Below are 14,516 nucleotides of genomic sequence, written 5' to 3'. Positions count from 1 at the left end.
GCCACTATCGGCTTCACCTCCGCGCTCTGCCTGTTCATGGTGCCCGCCATCAATGTTCTGGCCCGTATGCGTACCAACAACCTGCCGGATCTACATCCGGCCTAATAACTAAGATAATTAAGAACAGGAGACGTTTTTATGGCTATTGGTGTTTGGATCAGCCTTTTTGCTTATTTTGTGCTCATGATCGGCATAGGCCTTTATGCCATGCGCACATCCACATCCACGTCTGAAGATTACATGTTGGGGGGCCGCACCCTCAGCCCTAAAGTGGCGGCCCTGTCGGCCGGTGCTTCTGACATGAGTGGCTGGTTGCTATTGGGCTTGCCTGGGGCGATGTTCGCCTCTGGCCTGGGCTCGGCCTGGATCGGTATCGGCCTATTCGTCGGGGCATTCTTCAACTGGGTGCTGGTCGCACCACGCCTTCGTGAACAGACGGTTCACTATGGCAATGCGATCACCATTCCAGCCTTCCTGGCAAACCGATTCCCGACTAGGGCAATGTCGCTGAGGACGGTATCCGCCATCGTCATCGTCGTCTTCTTCGCGGTTTACACGGCATCCGGCCTAGTGGCAGGCGGCAAGCTGTTCGAAAGCGCGTTTTCCGGCGTTATCAACATTGGTGGTCTGAGCGATTACGCTGTCGGTGTCGTCATCACTCTGGGTGTGGTGCTTGTCTATACGGTTGTCGGCGGCTTTTTGGCCGTGAGCATGACGGACTTCGTGCAAGGCTGCATCATGATGCTGGCTCTGATCATCATGCCAGCGGTCGTGATCTTCGGCGAAGGTGGCGGCGGTTTTACCCAAGCCTCGCAGACCCTGAATGACGTCGATCCCACGCTGCTATCGTGGACGGATGGACTGACCTTCATCGGTTGGCTGTCAGCAGTGGCCTGGGGGCTGGGTTATTTCGGGCAACCGCACATCATCGTGCGCTTCATGGCCATTCGAACGCTGAAGGATGTGCCTATTGCTCGAAACATCGGCATGAGCTGGATGCTCATCTCCCTGGTCGGCGCGGTCTCTCTGGGGATATTCGGCCGGGCCTATGCAATCCGCAATGGTATGGACATCGAGGATCCGGAAACGATCTTCATCATTCTAGCGGACCTGCTGTTCCATCCGCTGATCACCGGCTTCCTCTATGCGGCACTGCTCGCGGCGATCATGAGCACCGTGTCCAGCCAGCTTCTGGTGGCATCTTCATCACTGACCGAGGACTTCTACCGCCTGTTCCTGCGTAAGCAGGCAACGGAAAAGGAGACCGTCACAATAGGTCGAGCTAGTGTTGTATTGGTTGGCTTGGTGGCAGCCTTCATTGCATCTGACCCGAACTCTCAGGTTCTGGGGCTGGTCAGTAACGCCTGGGCAGGCTTCGGTGCGGCATTCGGCCCATTGATCATCTTGTCGCTGATGTGGTCGCGCACAAACGGCGCTGGCGCCATCGCAGGCATGGTCGTGGGTGCCGTCACCGTCATGATCTGGATTTCATTGGGCTGGAACGCGTCGTTCATGGGAGGTTCCGGTGTATACGAGATCATTCCTGGCTTCATCGCTTCCTTCATTGCCATCCTCGTGGTGAGCAGCATGACCAACGATGCCGGGGAATATAAGCAAATCTCTCGCTAAAAGAGCGCGTATAGCGCACTCCGAGTAGTGAAAGGGCTCCTGCGGGAGCCCTTTTTGATGGTCAGTCACGGTGGCTCGCCGAAGGCCCAGAAGCGCGATGCCAGGTAAGTGAGCACCGGCACCATCAATGTCGCGATCGCCACGGCGATAAAGCCGCTTAGCGGGGTTACGGCCAACAAGGCGGCCAATACCCCGTTATTAAGAGCGAATCCCAACGCCGCCACCAGGAAAAAACGCGTTGCCCGGCCACGCCGACGAAAGGTAACCCGTCGATGCCCGATCAACGACACCTGAAAAGCCGCCAAAAATGCCACGAGATTCGCCACGAATTCGGACATCCCCGGCCAGAGCCCGAGCAGCACGCCCGCCACCAGCAAATGGCTCCCTGTGGCAATGACCCCGACGAGCCCGAAGCGCGCAGCGGTTCCGGCCTCTCCCGCCAGCCGACTCATGGCTCGTTATCTCCTCGACGGCGCGATGATCGTGGCGTATCGCTATCTTCGGCAACCAGGTAGAGCGGCCGATGCTTGGCCTCGATGAAGAGGCGTCCCACGTATTCCCCCAGCACGCCGATCGACAACAATTGCATGCCGCCGAAAAACAGGATCGCCGTCATCAGCGACGCATAGCCGGGCACGTCGCTGCCAAATAGCACTACACGCCCCACCAGCAACACGATGTACAAGAAAGCGATCAAGGCGATCACTGCACCGAAGTAGGACCAGATCCGCAACGGCCAGGTGGAAAAACTCACCACGCCATCCAGGGCGAAGTTCCACAGTTTCCAGTAGTTGAATTTACTCTGCCCCGTCTCGCGGGAAGGGCGTGCGTAGTAAACCCCGGTGGTGCGATACCCCGGCCAGGAGAATAACCCCTTCATGAACCGACTGCGTTCCGGCAAGCGGTTGATGGCGTCGACCACGCACCGATCCATGAGCCGGAAATCTCCCGCGTTACGCGGAATCGGCGTCTCTGCCATACGGTTGAAGAAGCGATAGAACAAGCCGGCGGTGGCACGTTTGGTATGCGTGTCCTCGTCACGGGTGCCGCGTACGCCATAGACCATGTCATAGTCTTCCTCACGCCACAGGCGTACGAATTCGATAATCACCTCTGGCGGGTCCTGGAGGTCGACATCCATGGGTACGATGGCATCGCCACGCGCATGCGCTAGCCCCGCCGACAGCGCCGCCTCCTTGCCGAAGTTACGGGTCAACGAAAGATAGCGTACGCGAGCGTCCCGCTCATATGCGTGGCGCAAGCTTGTCAGGGTCGCATCCTGCGACCCATCATCGATGAAGAGCACTTCCCACTGCGCAATATGGCCATCAAGCGCGTCACAGATCGCCTGCATGAACCCCGGAATGGCGGCCTCTTCGTTCATGACAGGCACCACGATGGACAACAACCAACCAGTACCGGGCTCTTCTCTCTGTCCCTCCTCGCCCGTCGACGATGATAATTCCATCTCTCCCTCCGCTTTTAGCTTGCCACGATCAACCTCGACTCAACGTCGCCATCTCCAACCCGCACCAGGACCGGCCCAACCACACCGGTCCGTGAGCCTCTTCCCATCAACGTGCACCTTCGTAATGGGTCACTTGGTAGTTAAGAGCTTTTTCACCCGCTTGGCGAATTCGAACATTTCGATGGTACGACAGCCGCATAATGCCGAACTCTCCCATCATGGTGGATTAGACTCGCACAACGGAAGAAAACAGTGTTTGAAAATTCTGCTGGACTTAAAAAACACTGTTTCCTATACTGCAAGCGTTGATACGGAAACGCCGTTCGATACGGCGCTGTAACCCAAAGGAGTGTCCCATGACCAAGACCAAACTTTTTTCCGCTCTCGTACTGGCCGGCACCTGCGCTTTCGGTACCCAAGCCGCTCTCGCCTATGACGCAGGCGACTTCTTCGTACGCGGCGATATCGCCAAGAGCGATATGGATGACAGCCATGTCGACGACGAGAGTGGTTTCATGGGTAGCATCGGCTACCTCTTCCACGACAAGATGGGTGTCGCTCTAAGCTCCAGCGAAAAGTTCGAGCACGACTTCTCGGCCAATGGGGTCGACGGCGACTTCGAGCAGCGCCCGATCAATCTGACGCTGCAATACTATCCGCTGGGTGGCACTGACTCGCGCGTTCAGCCCTATGCCGGCGCCGGTGTCAACTACACCAAGTTCTCCAGCGAAAACCTCGCCAACGGTCAGAGCGCCGATATGGACGAATCCTGGGGTGCTGTCGGTGAACTAGGCGTCGACCTGTTCGTGACCGAGAACCTGGCCTTCAATGGCTTCGCCAGCTACACCGATGTGGACTCCGACATCGACATCAATGGCAGCTCAGCCGGCTCGGTCGATCTGGACCCGGTCACCGTGGGTGGCGGTCTCAGCTATCGCTTCTAAGTAAGACGCGTGAGTACGTTGATATAACGCCGGGCTCTCGCCCGGCGTTTTAGTGTCTGGCCATGTACATCACGCCTCGGTGACGACCCGATCCACCTCGGCCACGGCTTCGGTGACCACGCGACGCACGCTGGGCGAGGCGTCCTTCAGCCAGGTATCCACAGCGGGCGCTACATCGCAGGACGCCGGTAACGGTGACTCGGCTTCGGCCAGCGTTTCAAGCCGCGCCACGAAGACATAGCGCAGCCACTGCGGCATCGCCATGGTATCGACGCAAAATGGCTGCTGACTGGCGAAAGCCGCTGCGGATGGCTCCTCCACTCGCCACATATCGACACTGCGCAATGTCGCGACCAAGTTTTCCAATGCCTTCATCAAGGCGTCATGAGCCGTCATCTCGTCTCCTGGAAGGGGTAAATACAGGCCCATTATCGCGTTCCCCCTGGGCGATTGACCACCTCGTCGACGTTTTATCCTCAAGACGTCGTTTACCCACAGTTCATTGGGACGGGATTGTGGATAAACGTGGGACAACCTTCGTTTGGCCTTGGGTGACGCCGCCTGGCAGAAAGCGTTTATTTTTTGACCAATCTGGGCTGGTCAGCGCCATCCTTGAACGCTACAGTGCCGGCCTCGATCCCGGAGGCAGCATGCAGTCGATCACCACGCTCAGTGAATTTTTCCAACGTACCGGTGCGGAAGTACGCCTTTTCGACATGGGGCGCCGCATCGCGCCTTTCGAATTCTCTCGGCTCACCGAATTCGAAGCCGGCGCCACCCCCTGGCCTTTGCCCTGGAACGGCCAAGCGCGCCTGGCATGCGCTTTCCGCCTGGGCAACGATACCGCAAGCGAGCCCTTGATCTGGTTCTTGGCTTTGCCCTTGGATGAGCAAGGCATGCTGGTCCCCGGACCACGCGACGCCTTCCTCGAACGCTTGGTCGAGACCCTGGGGCGCACGGTGGAAAGCGTCGGGCGCGACGATGCACCGCACATCGACAACTTGATGCGCGACAATCCCTTGGTCTTTAATCCCGAGCTCACGCAACAGGCCGTGTTGCATGCCCAGGCCGCCCGCGACTTTGCCCAACCGGCCAGCAAGCACCACGCGCTCGTCTACGCCTACCTGATCGATGCCGACACCAGCGTCAACTGGCAAATGCTCGGCCTGCAGGGAATTGCCGATCTCGTGGCCCGCCTCGAAAGTGGTGAAGAGGCTCGCTTGGCTGAGCGCATCCCCGCGCTACCGGTCGAGGTCCTGCAACCGCTTTGCTACTGTATGGAACATCAAGACTTGGCTTCGGCATGCGTGGAGCCGCTTCGCGAACGCGCCGAACAAGCAGCGCGCTCAGGGGATCTCGAAACCGTATGCGCAGTAATTCGCGCTCTGGGCGGCAGTCGCGATTCACGGGTCGGTGCCTGGTACGATACGCTACTCGACGACCCAGCGGCCTGTGGCCCCGATGTACTCGCCGCCATCGCCGCGCGCGGCTGGGTGCATCTTGAGGATGAGCAACGCTTGCCGCGGTTTCTCACACGACTAGCGGAAACGCCACAAGCAAACTTTACCGCACTGGTACGTGACCTGGCGCTTGTGCCACGCTTGCGCCTACCGGTATTAATGACGCTGCGCCAAGCGAGTGCCGACTCTCCTATCGGCTTGCGCTTGGCCGAACTGGATCGTTGATGCATGAAAGCACTGCCCTATCAAGCCAAGGCTGTCATCGGTCGGCGCGAAATGGTCACCCTGCCGGAGCTGGGGCTGACGCTGTGCGCTAAAATCGATACGGGGGCGCGCACCTCGGCATTGCACGCCGAAAACATCGAGACATTCGAGCGGCAAGAGCATCTTTGGGTTCGTTTCATCACGCGCAGCGGCGGGCCCGACGCCCCAGTGCATACGCTGGAACTACCGCTTTACGACCACCGCAAGGTCAAGAACTCCAACGGGTTCGAGCAATGGCGCTACGTCATCCGAACGCAAATGCAACTCGGGGGGCTCGACTATCCTATCGAGCTGACCTTGACCGACCGGCGTAGCATGCGCCACCCCATGCTGCTTGGACGGCGCGCATTGCGCCGCCTTTTGGTCGCGCCCGGCGCGGCCTTCCTGCACGGCGAACCCTGATCCCGCCGGCATCGCTATCGAGTGGAGACGACCATGCACATCGGCATTCTTTCACGTAATCGCAGACTGTACTCCACACGGCGTCTGATCGAGGCTGCCGAAGCGCGCGGGCACACTGCCCGGGTGGTCGATACGCTACGCTGCTATATGAACATCGCTTCACATCGGCCGTCGATTCACTACAAAGGCGAGGAAATCGAACCGTTTGACGCTATCGTGCCGCGCATCGGCGCGTCCGTCACCTTCTACGGCTGCGCCGTGTTGCGTCAGTTCGAGATGATGAGTACCTATGTGCTCAACGACTCGGTCTCGATCACGCGTTCGCGCGACAAGCTACGCTCACTGCAATTGCTGTCACGCAAGGGGCTGGGGCTACCGGTCACTGGGTTCGCCCATTCACCGGACGATATTCCTGACCTCATCACCATGGTCAAGGGCGCACCGCTGGTCATCAAACTGCTCGAGGGGACTCAGGGCATCGGCGTGGTTCTGGCGGAAACCAACCAGGCCGCCGAATCGGTCATCCAGGCCTTCATGGGCATGAAAGCCAACATCATGGTCCAGGAGTACATCAAGGAGGCCAAGGGCGCCGATGTGCGCTGCCTGGTGATTGGCGACAAGGTTGTCGCCGCCATGAAGCGTCAGGCGCTCGAAGGTGAGTTCCGTTCCAACCTTCACCGTGGCGGCACCGCCAGCGTCATACGTATCACCCCGGAAGAACGCTCCACGGCCATCCGCGCCGCCAAGGCGATGGGCCTGCGCGTCGCCGGTGTGGATCTACTACGCTCCAATCACGGCCCCGTGATCATGGAGGTCAATTCCTCACCGGGCTTGCAAGGTATCGAAACCGCCACAGGCAAGGATATTGCCGGACAGATCATCGACTACATCGCGAAAAATGGTGTCACCCCGCGCAAGGCGCCTCCCAAACCCAAGGGCTGAGCGCGGCATTCGTCGTGCGCCGTGCCACAGGGGAAATTTTCTTTCCGCCGGGGTAGCAAAACGCTGTTTCCACCCGCACAATTTGCGTCACCGGAGGAGGTGACCGCCCATGTTTCTCGATAATCGCCAAGTGGCGATGGACAGCGTGCTGGAAGCGCTGGCCGATAGTCTCGATTATTTCCAGGACAATTTCGAGCGCCTGCGCCCTGCGCTGCGCGATCGTCTGAAGCCGCACTATGAAGAGCGCGGCCAGGCCATGCGCGAGCTGCAAAAACTTGCCAAGGAACATCTCGATATCCTGCCACGCGATGCCGACGTGGAGCGCGATGACTACCTCTGGCTGTGGAGTCGCATCAAGAGTTTCGTGGGCAATGACAGTCAGGTGCTGCTAGGCGAGCTACTCGAGCAAGAGCGCGTGTTGATGCAGGCGATGGGCACGGCATTCACCCATCCCCTCCCGGATGACGTAGAGCCGGCGCTGGAGCGCTGCTGGAAGAACTGTCGGGCGTTGATCCGCGAGCTCAACGCACAGCATAAGCGCTGATCCCGGTCTCGAGCACCTTCACTACTCCTCCTTCTTGCGGATAGGCAACGTTTCAGGCGGCCCGAGAAAGTAAGGCACCCTTCCCCACAGATAGATATCACCGACGGTCGCTGCGCGTGCCAGCCATTCGCGCAGCCAAAGCTGCCACTCGCCCCCGACCCGACCATCTGGCACGGCGCATCCCTCCGCCTTCAAGCCGACCGCATCGGCGATGAACAGGGCACGCGGCAAGTGCCATGCCTGCGATATCAACAATACGTGCTCGGCCCCGAAGACACGGCGGGCCCGCACCACGCTGTCGAAGGTGCTGAAACCAGCATAGTCGAGGGTCATATCGTCACTACCGACGTTACGAGTACGCAATGAGCGCCACATCGAAACAGGCTCGTTGTAGTAGCGCGTGCGGTTGTCACCAGACAACAAGAGGTGCTGGACACGCCCCAGACGCAGCAATTGCGCCGCGGCTTCCATGCGTGCAGAGAAATAGGGGTTGTGGCCGCCGCCACGAAGTCCTTCGGCGGTCCCGAAGACCAACCCGACCGGCTCAGCGTCGCATACAAGCGTGTCGTGATGAATACGGCCAGTCGTCTTGGCGAACACCCAGATGTTGAGCACCACCACCACGACGAACATGAAGATCACGCCGACAAGACACCACTTGAGCAGTCGCCATCCCCACCGGATCAGCCCCCGGCGACCGTTTTCTCGCGGCATGCGGATCTCCAACGAATAAGGGGCGTGAGCCACGCCCCACCATGAGAAAGAGAGCGATGAAGGCTTTGTCCTAGAACATGCCCAGTTCCAGCCTCGCCTCCTCCGTCATCATCTCACGGCTCCAGGGAGGGTCGAAAACGATCTCGACATGCACCTTGGACACTTGCGCAGCGCCCTGGAGCTTGCGTCGGGCATCTTCGGCGATCACCTCACCCATGCCACAGCCCGGCGCCGTCAATGTCATGCGAATGGTCACCATGGTCTCGCCACTCAGAAGATGCTCGATACGGCATCCGTAGACCAGTCCCAGATCGACGATATTGACTGGAATTTCCGGGTCGAAACAGGTGCGCAGCTGCGCCCATATGAAGGCCTCGAGCTGCTCGTCGCTGGCCCCTTCGGGGAGAGACGCACGCGACACTGCCTCGAGCCCCAAGGCATCGAGGTCGTGCCCCTCGATCAGGAACATGCGTCCCTCGAAACCGACACTGACGGTTCCGCCCTTGGCCTGCATCACCGAGACGATACTGTCCTCGGTCAAGGTCACGCTCTTGCCGAAGGGAATCGAGATCGCCTCGACATCGCGCTGCAAGGGCATTTCCTGCCCCTTGTAGAGGCTTCGCAGTTGATCCATGCCGTCTCCGTTAGCGCACCATAGCGATGACTTTCTGTAAGGCCTCGACGAACGCATCGACCTCTTCTGGCGTGTTGTATGCTGCCAGAGAGGCGCGGCAAGTCGCGTCGAGCCCCATGCTGGCAAGCATCGGCTGGGCACAATGATGCCCGGTACGGATCGCCACGCCAAGCTGATCGATCAGCAGACCGATATCCTGGGAATGCGCGCCGTCGACCACGAACGACAGCACGCTCACCTTGTCCGGCGCCGTGCCGATCATGCGCAGGCCATCGACCTCCTGCAGCTTGTCGGTGGCACGCTCGAGCAAGTGATGCTCCCACGCCGCCATCAGGTCGATGCCGGTATCCGCTATCCAGTCGAGCGCCGCCCCCAGGGCGATCACTTCCGCAATAGCCGGTGTGCCGGCTTCGAACTTATGTGGAATCTCGCTGTAAACCGTGCCCTTCTCGAAGGACACGCGGCTGATCATCTCGCCCCCGCCCTGCCAAGGCGGCATCGCCTCGAGCAAGGCCTCACGACCATAGAGCGCACCCACGCCGGTGGGGCCATACGCCTTGTGTCCCGAGAACGCATAGAAGTCGACGTCCAGTGCCTGAACATCGACGCGTTGATGCGGCACCGCCTGGGCACCGTCGACCAGGATCAGGGCGCCATGCTCATGCGCCGCACGCGCCATTTCCGCCACTGGATTGACGGTGCCCAGCGCATTCGAGACGTGATTGACGCACACCAGACGTGTGCGCTCGCCCAGCATGTCCCGATAAGCCGCTTGATCGAGAACGCCGCGCTCGTCGACCGGAATCACCTTGAGCGTGACGTCCAGCGCCTCGGACAGCATCTGCCAAGGCACGATATTCGAATGATGCTCCATCAACGAGACGATGATCTCGTCACCCGGCTGCAGATTGGCCCGCCCCCAGCTATTGGCAACCAGATTGATCGCCTCAGTGGTGCCACGCGTGAAGACGATCTCGCGATGCGACGCCGCCCCTAGCCAGGCACGCACCTTCTCGCGTGTGCCCTCGTAAGCCGCCGTGGCCTCGTCAGCCAGGGTATGCAGCCCGCGATGGATGTTGGCGTTATAGCGCCGATAGTAATCGTCCAACGTGTCGATGACCGCCGTTGGCGTCTGACTGGTCGCCGCGTTGTCCAGATAGATCAACGGCTTGCCGTGGACTTCCCGTTCGAGGATCGGGAAGTCGCTACGCACACGCGCCACATCCAGCATCGTCTCGGCAAAGGCATTCATGTGCTCAGGCCTCCTCAAGCGCGTCGGAAACCTCGACCAAATCCGCGAGATTGAAGCGCTCGGGCAATTTCCCTGCCACGGCACGCTCGACACGCTCGGCAATGCCCGGCAGACGCACCTGATCCATCACCTCGCCAGCGAATGCCAACGTCAAGAGACCGCGCGCCATTTGCTCGTCAATGCCGCGCGTACGCAATGCGAAGACGGCCTCTTCGTCGAGCTGGCCGGTCGTCGCACCGTGCGAGCACTTGACGTCGTCGGCATAGATTTCCAACTCCGGCTTGGTATCGATCTCGGCGCGGTCGGACAACAGCAGGTTGGCGTTGTTCTGATACGCCTCGATCTGCTGGCTATCGCGCTTGACGACCACCTTGCCGTTGAAAACGCCCCGGGCACGGTCGTTGAGAATGCCCTTGTAGTTTTCGTTGGAGAATGTGTTCGGCGCGTTGTGGTTGACCAGAGTGTGATTGTCGACGTGCTGACGACCCTGGACGAAGAACAACCCGTTGTAATTGGTCTCCGCACCTTGCGCGTTGAGGTCGGTGACCAAGTCGGTGCGCACCAGCGCGCCGCCCAGGTTCAGGTTGAACGACGTAAAGCGCGAATCGCGGCCCTGCTCGACATGGATGCTCGCCACGTGCAGGTCCTCACTCGAGGCTTCCTGCAGCTTGTAGTGATCGACGATGGCGCCACGTTCAAGCATGACTTCGCTGACCACGTTGGTGAAGTTGGCCGCACCCGCCTCGCCGGCGTAATGCTCGATCACCGTGGCCTGGCTACGCGCTCCGGCCATCACCAATACACGCGGATGACTCATCCGCGCCGATTCATTGGCGCGCGAGGCGAAGACCACATAGATCGGTTTGTCGACCACGACGCCCTGACCGATGCGCACGACCGCGCCTTCCTCGGAAAGCGCCACATTGAGCGCGGTGAACGGCGAGAAGTCGACCCCCGCCAGGCGTCCGATGGCGCCGCCGATTGCCTCGTGGTTAGTGCGCATCGCCGTGGTCAACGGCTCGACGGAAACGCCGTCGGGCAGCCCCGTCAGATCTGACAAGGCCGACGAGAAGACGCCATCGACGAATACCAGGCGATGTGCGTCCAGCGGCATGCCGAGTGCCGCGAAACGCGCCTCATCGAGCTCGGCGTCATCGGCCAGCGTGAATTCGCCTTCGGCGATGCGCCGAACGTCGGTATATTTCCAGGCCTCGTCACGCTTGGTAGGAAATCCCAAGGCTTCGAAGCGTGCCGCCCCGGCCTGGCGGCGTGCCGCCACCCAGGTCGGCTCGTCATCGGCTCGCTCGCCGAGCCGCTGTAGAAAAGCGTGTGCTGCACTCATGCCGCAGACTCCTCCAGCACCCATTCATACCCACGAGCCTCAAGCTCGTTGGCAAGATCCTTATCGCCGGACTTGACGATACGGCCGTCCACCAGGACATGGACGCGATCCGGCACGATATGCTCAAGCAGACGCTGATAGTGCGTCACCATGAGAATCGCGCGATCGGCATTGCGCAGCGAATTGATGCCCTCAGCGACCACCTTCATGGCGTCGATATCAAGCCCCGAGTCGATCTCGTCAAGCATCGCCAGCTTGGGCTGCAACACCAGCATCTGCAGGATCTCGTTGCGCTTCTTCTCGCCGCCCGAGAATCCCTCGTTGACCGCACGCTGCAAGAAGCTGCCGTCCATCTTCATGAAGCTCAACTGTTCGCGTACCAGCTTCATGAATTCCGGCGCCGGAATTTCCTCTTCACCATGCGCGACGCGCTGAGCGTTGAGCGCCGCCTTGAGCAGATAGATGTTCTTGACGCCCGGAATTTCCACGGGGTACTGGAAACCCAGCAGAATGCCGGCCAACGCGCGCTCTTCGATTTCCATTTCCAGCAGGTTCTTGCCTTCGAACAGTATCTCCCCGCTGGTTACCTCGTAACCATCCTTACCTGCGATCACCGCCGAGAGCGTCGACTTACCCGCCCCGTTGGGACCCATCAAGGCATGAACCTCGCCGGGATTGACGGTCAAGTTCAGCCCCTTGAGGATTTCCGAACCTTCCACCGTGACATACAGATCTTTGACTTCGAGCATCTTGATACCTTGCTTGCGTTCGAGTCGCCCGGCGACTTCGATACATGGATTGAGACCTTGACTGTGCGCCTGATGGCATATCGGGCGCGTTACCCGACTGCCCCTTCCAGCGTCACATTGAGAAGCGCCTCGGCTTCCACTGCGAATTCCATCGGTAGCTCCTGGAAGACGTCCTTGCAGAAGCCATTGACGATCATGTTGACGGCATCTTCTTCGGAAATACCGCGCGCCTGGCAGTAAAACAATTGATCCTCGCCGATCTTCGAAGTGGTCGCCTCATGCTCCACGGTCGCCGTGCTGTTGCCGATTTCCTGATACGGGAAGGTATGCGCGCCACAGCGATCACCGATCAACAGCGAATCGCACTGCGTGAAGTTACGCGCGCCCTTGGCCCGCGGCCCGACTTTGACCAGGCCACGATACGCCTGATCACTGCGACCGGCGGCAATCCCCTTGGAGATGATGGTGGAGCGCGTCCCTTCGCCGATATGAATCATCTTGGTGCCGGTGTCGGCCTGCTGGCGACCGTTGGTCACCGCCACGGAATAGAACTCACCGACACTGTCCTTGCCGCGCAGCATGCAGGACGGATACTTCCAGGTGATCGCCGAACCGGTCTCGACCTGCGTCCAGCTGATCTTGGAGCGATCGCCCCGGCAATCGCCGCGCTTGGTGACAAAGTTGTAGATGCCACCCTTGCCATCTTCATCACCGGGATACCAGTTCTGCACCGTCGAATACTTGATGTTGGCGTCTTCCAGCGCCACCAGCTCGACCACCGCCGCGTGCAGCTGGTTCTCGTCGCGCTGCGGCGCGGTGCAACCTTCCAGATAGGACACCTGGGCGCGCTTGTCGCAGACGATCAGCGTGCGCTCGAACTGGCCGGTATTCGCCGCGTTGATGCGGAAATAGGTGGACAGCTCCATGGGGCACTCGACGCCTTCAGGCACATAGACGAAGGAACCGTCGGTGAACACCGCCGAGTTGAGTGCGGCGAAGTAGTTATCGCCCTGAGGCACGACACTGCCCAAGTACTGGCGCACCAACTCCGGGTACTCGCGAATCGCCTCGGAGATCGAGCAGAAGATGACACCCGCTTCCGCCAGCTTCTCCTTGAAGGTGGTCGTCACGGAGACGGAGTCGAACACCGCATCCACCGCGACCCCGGCCAGCGCCGCACGCTCGTGCAGCGGAATCCCCAACTTCTCATAGGTTTCCAGGAGCTTGGGATCGACCTCGTCGAGGCTCTGCGGCTTGTCTTCCTGCTTTTTGGGCGCGCTGTAATAGGAGATCGCTTGATAATCGATGGGCGGATAGTCGAGATGCGCCCAGGAAGGCGTGGTCATCGTCAACCATTGGCGATAAGCCTCCAGGCGCCATTCCAGCATCCATTCGGGCTCGCCTTTCTTGTTCGAGATGAAGGCGATGGTGCTTTCATCCAGCCCAGGCGGTACGGTATCGCTTTCGATGTCGGTCACGAACCCTTGGGTATATTCGCGCTGAACAAGCTCTTCCATTTCCTGACTTGCCATGGTGTCTCTCCTCCCGAGCGGTATGCTCTCGGCTCGTGGCCATCGCCACGGCCCCGATATCGTATGATCAAACCTCGGCACGACTCGCCAAGGTCACGCTCTGTATGGGCAATTGAACGGGCAGTTTCAGCGGTGCTTCCTGGGCTAGATGCGCCAAGGTCACGCTGTCGAGCAAGGTGCGAATCGCCAGCGAGACACGCTGCCAGTTATCGGCGACGCCGCAGGTAGCGACCAGATCACAGTCGCCATCGGCATGGCTGCACTCGGTCATCGCCACCGGCCCTTCAATGGCGCCGATGATATCGGAGGCAGTAATGGACGCTGCCGGTCGCGCCAACCGATAACCGCCCAACGAACCGCGCCGCGATTCCAGAAGCCCGGCTCTCACCAGCATCTTCAACGTCTTGCTGACAGTGGGGTGTGGCAACTGCACCGCATCAGCCAGTTCGGTGGCAGCGTGTGCCTGCTCCGGATAACGCGCGATCTGCGCCATTACCACGGCGGCATAGTCGGTTAGCTTGGAAAGCTTCAACATGCCCTCACTCCACGGGTTCTCTATTGAGGACCATTTTAGTCCTCTATGGATTCGATGTGAAGAGAGCCGACGAGTTCGCGGCTTCGAGCGCTATGTTAGCGTCAA

Annotated in this window: 16 protein-coding genes; 6 read left to right on the top strand and 10 right to left on the bottom strand. The window is 59.9% G+C overall.

Features of this window, described 5'->3' with window-relative positions:
* Nucleotides 1-138 precede the first annotated feature (138 nt).
* Nucleotides 139-1,629 (top strand): sodium/proline symporter PutP, encoded by a 1,491-nt coding sequence (gene putP / locus SR908_RS13940; protein ID WP_246920837.1) that lies wholly within the window; start codon nt 139-141, stop codon nt 1,627-1,629.
* Between the two features lie 65 nt (nt 1,630-1,694).
* Here putP and SR908_RS13935 read toward each other — a convergent pair whose 3' ends face one another.
* Together SR908_RS13935 and SR908_RS13930 are read right to left on the bottom strand one after the other, a co-directional pair.
* Nucleotides 1,695-2,081, bottom strand: coding sequence for a GtrA family protein (locus tag SR908_RS13935; protein WP_075369652.1), 387 nt, complete (start codon nt 2,079-2,081; stop codon nt 1,695-1,697).
* A complete protein-coding gene (locus SR908_RS13930) occupies nt 2,078-3,097 on the bottom strand; it encodes a glycosyltransferase family 2 protein (protein WP_075369651.1) in 1,020 nt (339 codons plus the stop codon). Before SR908_RS13930 ends, SR908_RS13935 begins: the two co-directional genes overlap by 4 nt.
* A 356-nt stretch (nt 3,098-3,453) precedes the next feature.
* Here SR908_RS13930 and SR908_RS13925 point away from each other — a divergent pair, with 356 nt between their 5' ends.
* Nucleotides 3,454-4,041 (top strand): OmpW/AlkL family protein, encoded by a 588-nt coding sequence (locus SR908_RS13925; protein ID WP_075369650.1) that lies wholly within the window; start codon nt 3,454-3,456, stop codon nt 4,039-4,041.
* A gap of 69 nt (nt 4,042-4,110) precedes the next feature.
* Here the strand turns inward: SR908_RS13925 and SR908_RS13920 are convergent, their stop codons facing one another.
* On the bottom strand, nt 4,111-4,437 hold the full coding sequence (locus SR908_RS13920) for a YqcC family protein (RefSeq protein ID WP_075369649.1): 327 nt from the start codon (nt 4,435-4,437) through the stop codon (nt 4,111-4,113).
* A gap of 254 nt (nt 4,438-4,691) precedes the next feature.
* Between SR908_RS13920 and SR908_RS13915 the strand changes: the two genes are divergently transcribed.
* The 4 genes from SR908_RS13915 to SR908_RS13900 all read left to right on the top strand — a co-directional run bounded on the left by SR908_RS13915 (nt 4,692) and on the right by SR908_RS13900 (nt 7,653).
* On the top strand, nt 4,692-5,726 hold the full coding sequence (locus SR908_RS13915; RefSeq protein WP_075369648.1) for a DUF3549 family protein: 1,035 nt from the start codon (nt 4,692-4,694) through the stop codon (nt 5,724-5,726).
* 3 nt (nt 5,727-5,729) lie between these two features.
* On the top strand, nt 5,730-6,167 hold the full coding sequence (locus SR908_RS13910; RefSeq protein WP_075369647.1) for an ATP-dependent zinc protease family protein: 438 nt from the start codon (nt 5,730-5,732) through the stop codon (nt 6,165-6,167).
* A 33-nt stretch (nt 6,168-6,200) separates the two neighbouring features.
* The gene (rimK, locus tag SR908_RS13905; RefSeq protein WP_040244030.1) at nt 6,201-7,109 is read left to right on the top strand and encodes a 30S ribosomal protein S6--L-glutamate ligase; all 909 of its coding nucleotides are present in this window, start codon (nt 6,201-6,203) and stop codon (nt 7,107-7,109) included.
* A 109-nt stretch (nt 7,110-7,218) separates the two neighbouring features.
* Nucleotides 7,219-7,653, top strand: a complete 435-nt coding sequence (locus tag SR908_RS13900; protein ID WP_075369646.1) for a hypothetical protein — start codon at nt 7,219-7,221, stop codon at nt 7,651-7,653.
* 21 nt (nt 7,654-7,674) lie between these two features.
* On the opposite strand, the gene SR908_RS13895 is transcribed toward SR908_RS13900, so the two are convergent.
* The 7 genes from SR908_RS13895 to SR908_RS13865 all read right to left on the bottom strand — a co-directional run bounded on the left by SR908_RS13895 (nt 7,675) and on the right by SR908_RS13865 (nt 14,411).
* Entirely contained in the window at nt 7,675-8,367 is a 693-nt protein-coding gene (locus tag SR908_RS13895; protein WP_097022384.1) for a SanA/YdcF family protein, read from the bottom strand.
* Between the two features lie 70 nt (nt 8,368-8,437).
* Nucleotides 8,438-9,001 carry a putative Fe-S cluster assembly protein SufT gene (sufT, locus tag SR908_RS13890; RefSeq protein WP_097022385.1) on the bottom strand — a complete coding sequence of 188 codons (564 nt, stop codon included), beginning with the start codon at nt 8,999-9,001 and terminating at the stop codon, nt 8,438-8,440.
* A 10-nt stretch (nt 9,002-9,011) separates the two neighbouring features.
* Nucleotides 9,012-10,253: a cysteine desulfurase gene (locus SR908_RS13885; RefSeq protein ID WP_097022386.1), complete on the bottom strand. Its 1,242-nt coding sequence runs from the start codon at nt 10,251-10,253 to the stop codon at nt 9,012-9,014.
* A 4-nt stretch (nt 10,254-10,257) separates the two neighbouring features.
* The gene (sufD, locus tag SR908_RS13880) at nt 10,258-11,595 is read right to left on the bottom strand and encodes a Fe-S cluster assembly protein SufD (RefSeq protein ID WP_246920836.1); all 1,338 of its coding nucleotides are present in this window, start codon (nt 11,593-11,595) and stop codon (nt 10,258-10,260) included.
* On the bottom strand, nt 11,592-12,344 hold the full coding sequence (gene sufC, locus SR908_RS13875; protein ID WP_097022388.1) for a Fe-S cluster assembly ATPase SufC: 753 nt from the start codon (nt 12,342-12,344) through the stop codon (nt 11,592-11,594). Before sufC ends, sufD begins: the two co-directional genes overlap by 4 nt.
* 89 nt (nt 12,345-12,433) lie before the next feature.
* Nucleotides 12,434-13,876 carry a Fe-S cluster assembly protein SufB gene (sufB, locus tag SR908_RS13870; protein ID WP_246920834.1) on the bottom strand — a complete coding sequence of 481 codons (1,443 nt, stop codon included), beginning with the start codon at nt 13,874-13,876 and terminating at the stop codon, nt 12,434-12,436.
* Between the two features lie 67 nt (nt 13,877-13,943).
* Nucleotides 13,944-14,411 carry an SUF system Fe-S cluster assembly regulator gene (locus SR908_RS13865; RefSeq protein ID WP_246920833.1) on the bottom strand — a complete coding sequence of 156 codons (468 nt, stop codon included), beginning with the start codon at nt 14,409-14,411 and terminating at the stop codon, nt 13,944-13,946.
* Nucleotides 14,412-14,516 lie beyond the last annotated feature (105 nt).

Source organism: Chromohalobacter canadensis (genome assembly GCF_034479555.1).
GTDB classification, from domain to species: Bacteria; Pseudomonadota; Gammaproteobacteria; order Pseudomonadales; family Halomonadaceae; genus Chromohalobacter; species Chromohalobacter canadensis.
Note: the sequence above shows the minus strand (reverse complement) of the source record. Positions and strands in the feature narration are given on the sequence as shown.

Bases quoted from the DNA above. Each gene is read 5' to 3' on its own strand.
- putP (WP_246920837.1), top strand. From the start codon at position 139: ATGGCTATTGGTGTTTGGATCAGCCTTTTTGCTTATTTTGTGCTCATG.
- SR908_RS13935 (WP_075369652.1), bottom strand. From the start codon at position 2,081: ATGAGTCGGCTGGCGGGAGAGGCCGGAACCGCTGCGCGCTTCGGGCTC.
- SR908_RS13930 (WP_075369651.1), bottom strand. From the start codon at position 3,097: ATGGAATTATCATCGTCGACGGGCGAGGAGGGACAGAGAGAAGAGCCC.
- SR908_RS13925 (WP_075369650.1), top strand. From the start codon at position 3,454: ATGACCAAGACCAAACTTTTTTCCGCTCTCGTACTGGCCGGCACCTGC.
- SR908_RS13920 (WP_075369649.1), bottom strand. From the start codon at position 4,437: ATGACGGCTCATGACGCCTTGATGAAGGCATTGGAAAACTTGGTCGCG.
- SR908_RS13915 (WP_075369648.1), top strand. From the start codon at position 4,692: ATGCAGTCGATCACCACGCTCAGTGAATTTTTCCAACGTACCGGTGCG.
- SR908_RS13910 (WP_075369647.1), top strand. From the start codon at position 5,730: ATGAAAGCACTGCCCTATCAAGCCAAGGCTGTCATCGGTCGGCGCGAA.
- rimK (WP_040244030.1), top strand. From the start codon at position 6,201: ATGCACATCGGCATTCTTTCACGTAATCGCAGACTGTACTCCACACGG.
- SR908_RS13900 (WP_075369646.1), top strand. From the start codon at position 7,219: ATGTTTCTCGATAATCGCCAAGTGGCGATGGACAGCGTGCTGGAAGCG.
- SR908_RS13895 (WP_097022384.1), bottom strand. From the start codon at position 8,367: ATGCCGCGAGAAAACGGTCGCCGGGGGCTGATCCGGTGGGGATGGCGA.
- sufT (WP_097022385.1), bottom strand. From the start codon at position 9,001: ATGGATCAACTGCGAAGCCTCTACAAGGGGCAGGAAATGCCCTTGCAG.
- SR908_RS13885 (WP_097022386.1), bottom strand. From the start codon at position 10,253: ATGAATGCCTTTGCCGAGACGATGCTGGATGTGGCGCGTGTGCGTAGC.
- sufD (WP_246920836.1), bottom strand. From the start codon at position 11,595: ATGAGTGCAGCACACGCTTTTCTACAGCGGCTCGGCGAGCGAGCCGAT.
- sufC (WP_097022388.1), bottom strand. From the start codon at position 12,344: ATGCTCGAAGTCAAAGATCTGTATGTCACGGTGGAAGGTTCGGAAATC.
- sufB (WP_246920834.1), bottom strand. From the start codon at position 13,876: ATGGCAAGTCAGGAAATGGAAGAGCTTGTTCAGCGCGAATATACCCAA.
- SR908_RS13865 (WP_246920833.1), bottom strand. From the start codon at position 14,411: ATGTTGAAGCTTTCCAAGCTAACCGACTATGCCGCCGTGGTAATGGCG.